Raw genomic sequence first — 3,989 nt, forward strand, 5'->3', positions numbered from 1 at the left:
GCCGCGCTGGCGGCGGTGCTGGCGGGTGTGGAGTTGACCGCGGTCGTCCACACGGCGGGTGTGTTGGATGACGGGATCGTGCCGTCCCTGACGCCCGAGCGGTTGGATGCCGTGCTGCGTCCGAAGGTGGATGCGGCGTGGAACCTGCACGAGCTGACGAAGGACCGTCCGCTCGCCGCGTTCGTGCTGTTCTCCTCCGCGGCCGGTGTCTTCGGCGCGGCCGGTCAGGCGAACTACGCCGCCGCGAACGCCTTCCTGGATGCCCTTGCCGAGCACCGCCACGCCGCGGGTCTCCCGGCGCAGTCCCTGGCGTGGGGTCTGTGGGCGGAGGACGGCGGAGGCATGGCCGGCGGGCTGGGCGACGCGGACGTGCGGCGGATGGCCCGCGGCGGCGTGCAGGCGCTGTCCACGGCCGAGGGCCTGGGCGTGTTCGACGCCGCCCTGCGGGCCGAGGATGCGGCGCTGGTGCCGATCCGCCTCGACCTGGCGGGCCTGCGGGCCCGTGCGGCGGATCCGGCTGCGGTGCCGCCCCTGCTGCAGGGCCTGGTACGGCCGGCTGCCCGCAGGTCGGCCTCTGCGGCCACCGCTGCGGGCGGCGGCTCGGCGCTCGCAGCGCGGCTCGCAGGGCTGGCCGAGGCGGACCAGTACCGCGATCTCCTGCACACCGTCAGGTCCGAGGCCGCCGCCGTGCTCGGGTACGGCGGAGCGGAGGCGGTCGATCCGACCCGGGCCTTTCGCGAGCTCGGGTTCGACTCGCTCAGCGCGCTGGAGCTCCGTAACCGCCTGAACGCCGTCACGGGCCTGCGGCTGCCCGCGACCCTCGTCTTCGACCACCCGAGCCCTGCGGTGCTGGCCCGGCAGCTCCGGACCGAGCTCCTAGGCGTGCCGGAGGCGGACAGCGGGACGCCCGTCCCCGGGGCCACTGGCGCTGAGGATGACCCGATCGCGATCGTCGCGATGAGCTGCCGCTTCCCCGGCGGGGTCGAGACCCCCGAGGACCTGTGGCGCCTGGTCGCGGACGGCCGTGACGCGATCTCCGGCTTCCCCGCCGACCGCGGCTGGGACCTGGAACAGCTGTACCACCCGGACCCGGACCACCTCGGCACCTCGTACACGCGTGAGGGCGGGTTCCTGCACGACGCGGCGGCGTTCGACCCCGCCTTCTTCGGCATCAGCCCGCGGGAGGCGCTCTCCACCGACCCGCAGCAGCGGCTGCTGCTGGAGACCTCCTGGGAGGCCTTCGAGCGGGCGGGCATCGACCCGGCGTCCCTGCGTGGCAGCCAGACCGGTGTCTTCGTCGGCGTGATGTACCACGACTACGCGACCCGCCTGCAGCAGGCCGCGGCCAGCGGCGCCGAGGGCTCGATGGGCAGTGGCGGCGTGGGCAGCATCGCGTCCGGTCGCCTCTCCTACACCTTCGGGCTGGAGGGGCCGGCCGTCACCGTCGACACGGCCTGCTCGTCCTCGCTGGTGGCGCTGCACTGGGCGATCCAGGCGCTGCGCACCGGCGAGTGCACGCTCGCCCTGGCCGGCGGGGTCACCGTCATGGCGACACCCGCGACCTTCGTCGACTTCAGCCGCCAGCGCGGCCTGGCCGCCGATGGCCGCTGCAAGGCTTTCTCCGATGACGCGGACGGGACCGGCTGGGGCGAGGGCGTCGGCATGCTGCTGGTGGAGCGGCTGTCGGACGCCCGGCGGAACGGTCATCCGGTCCTGGCGGTCGTCCGCGGCAGTGCCGTCAACCAGGACGGCGCGTCCAACGGCTTGACCGCGCCGAACGGGCCGTCCCAGCAGCGGGTGATCCAGCAGGCGCTGGCCAGTGCCGGGTTGACGGCCGGCGAGGTCGACGCGGTGGAGGCGCACGGAACCGGGACGCGTCTGGGCGACCCGATCGAGGCGCAGGCCCTGCTCGCCACCTATGGGCAGGGGCGCGGCGAGGAGGAGCCGCTCTGGCTGGGCTCGGTGAAGTCGAACCTGGGTCACACCCAGGCGGCGGCGGGTGCGGCCGGTGTGATCAAGATGGTGTTGGCGATGCGGCACGGAGTGCTGCCGAAGTCCCTGCACGTCGGCGAGCCGTCCTCGCACGTCGACTGGTCGGCCGGCGCCGTCGAACTGCTGACCGAGGCCCGTCCCTGGCCGGAGAACGGACGCCCGCGCCGGGCCGCGGTCTCGTCCTTCGGCATCAGCGGCACCAACGCCCACACGATCATCGAGCAGGCACCCGCGGAGGAGCCGGTGCCGGCCATTACGAGCACGGGTGCGCCGTTGCCGCTGGTGATCTCGGGCAGGACGGAGGAGGCGCTGCGCGGGCAGGCCGCTCGGCTGTGGGAGTTCGTGGCGGCGCGTCCTGACGTGGAGGTGGCCGATCTGGGGCTGTCCCTTGCGACCACGCGCTCCTCGTTCGAGTGGCGTGCCGGGCTGGTGGCGGGCGACCGTGCGGAGCTGTTGGCGGCGCTGGAGGCGTTGGCGAGCGGCGTGTCGTCGGAGAGCGTCGGCACACCGACCGGTGGGCGGACGGCGTTCCTGTTCACCGGTCAGGGCAGTCAGCGGGTCGGGATGGGCTTTGAGTTGTCGGCGGCCTTTCCGGTGTTCGCGGCTGCGTTCGACGCGGTGTGTGCCGAACTGGATCCGCTGTTGGACCGTCCGCTGCGTGAGGCGGTCGCGGATGTGGAGCTGATCAGTGAGACGGGGTTCACGCAGTCGGCGTTGTTCGCGCTGGAGGTGGCGCTGTTCCGGTTGGTCGAGTCGTGGGGTGTGCGGCCGGACTTCCTTGCCGGTCATTCGATCGGTGAGCTGGCCGCGGCGCATGTGGCGGGTGTGTTCTCGCTGGCGGACGCGTGCCGGCTGGTGGCGGCGCGCGGTCGCCTGATGCAGGCGCTGCCGCGCGGCGGCGCGATGGCGGCCCTCCAGGCATCGGAGGGTGAGGTACTGCCACTGCTGATCGGCCGCGCCGACGAGTTGGGCATCGCCGCCGTCAACGGTCCCGACTCGCTGGTGGTCTCGGGCGAGGAGCGTTCGGTCCTGGAGCTCGTGGCGGACTGGGAGGCGCAGGGACGCAGGGCGAGGCGGCTCACCGTCAGTCATGCGTTCCACTCGCCGCTGATGGACGGCATGCTGGCGGAGTTCCGCGCCGTGGCCGCTGAGGTGGTTTTCGCGGAGCCGCGGATCCCGATCGTGTCGACGTTGACCGGTTCGCTCGTGTCGGCCGAGTTGACCGACCCCGAGTACTGGGTGCGGCACGTTCGCGAGGCCGTCCGCTTCGCTGACGCGGTGCACGTGCTGGAGGGCGAAGGCGTCCGGACGTTCCTGGAGCTGGGCCCGGACGGCACGCTCAGCGCCATGGCAGGGCACTGCCTCGGCGAGGAGAGCGGCGCCGTCCTCGTACCGGCCCTGCGGCGCGACCGGGCAGAGGCCGAGGCCGTTGCCGCCTGCCTGGGCCGCCTTGCCGTGGCCGGGACGGCGGTGGACTGGCCGGCGGCGTACGGCGGACGGGCCGGGCGCGTCATCGATCTGCCCACCTACGCCTTCCAGCGGGAGCGGTACTGGCCGCAGGGCGACGCCGGTGTGCCGGGCGATGTCGGCGCGGCCGGGTTGAGCGCGGCCGACCACCCGCTGCTGGGGGCCGCCGTGCCGCTGGCCGAGGGTGACGGGCTCCTGTTCACCGGGCGGCTCTCGCTGGACGCGCACCCCTGGCTGGCGGATCACGCTGTCGCGGGCGCGGTACTGCTGCCCGGAACGGCCATGGTGGAACTCGCGGTCCGGGCCGGCGAGCAGGTCGGCTGTGCGCTGCTGGAGGAGCTGACGCTGGAGGCGCCACTGATCGTGCCCGAGACCGGCGCGGTCCGGCTCCAGCTGCGGCTGGGTGCCGTCGACGCCGACGGGCGCAGCACCGTGGCCGTGCACTCCCGGCCTGCGGAGGCTGCTGATGACGTGCTCTGGACGCGGCATGCGGTGGGTCTGCTGGCGCGGGAGTCGGCTGCCGGTGGCGT

At 73.7% G+C, this 3,989-nt stretch carries 1 protein-coding gene; it reads left to right on the plus strand.

Annotation, left to right across the window (positions count from 1 at the left end):
- Positions 1-3,989: type I polyketide synthase (locus ACZ52R_RS43385; RefSeq protein ID WP_465755566.1), on the plus strand; the 3,989-nt coding region annotated here is incomplete at both ends.

This window comes from Kitasatospora sp. NPDC034023 (assembly GCF_055575795.1).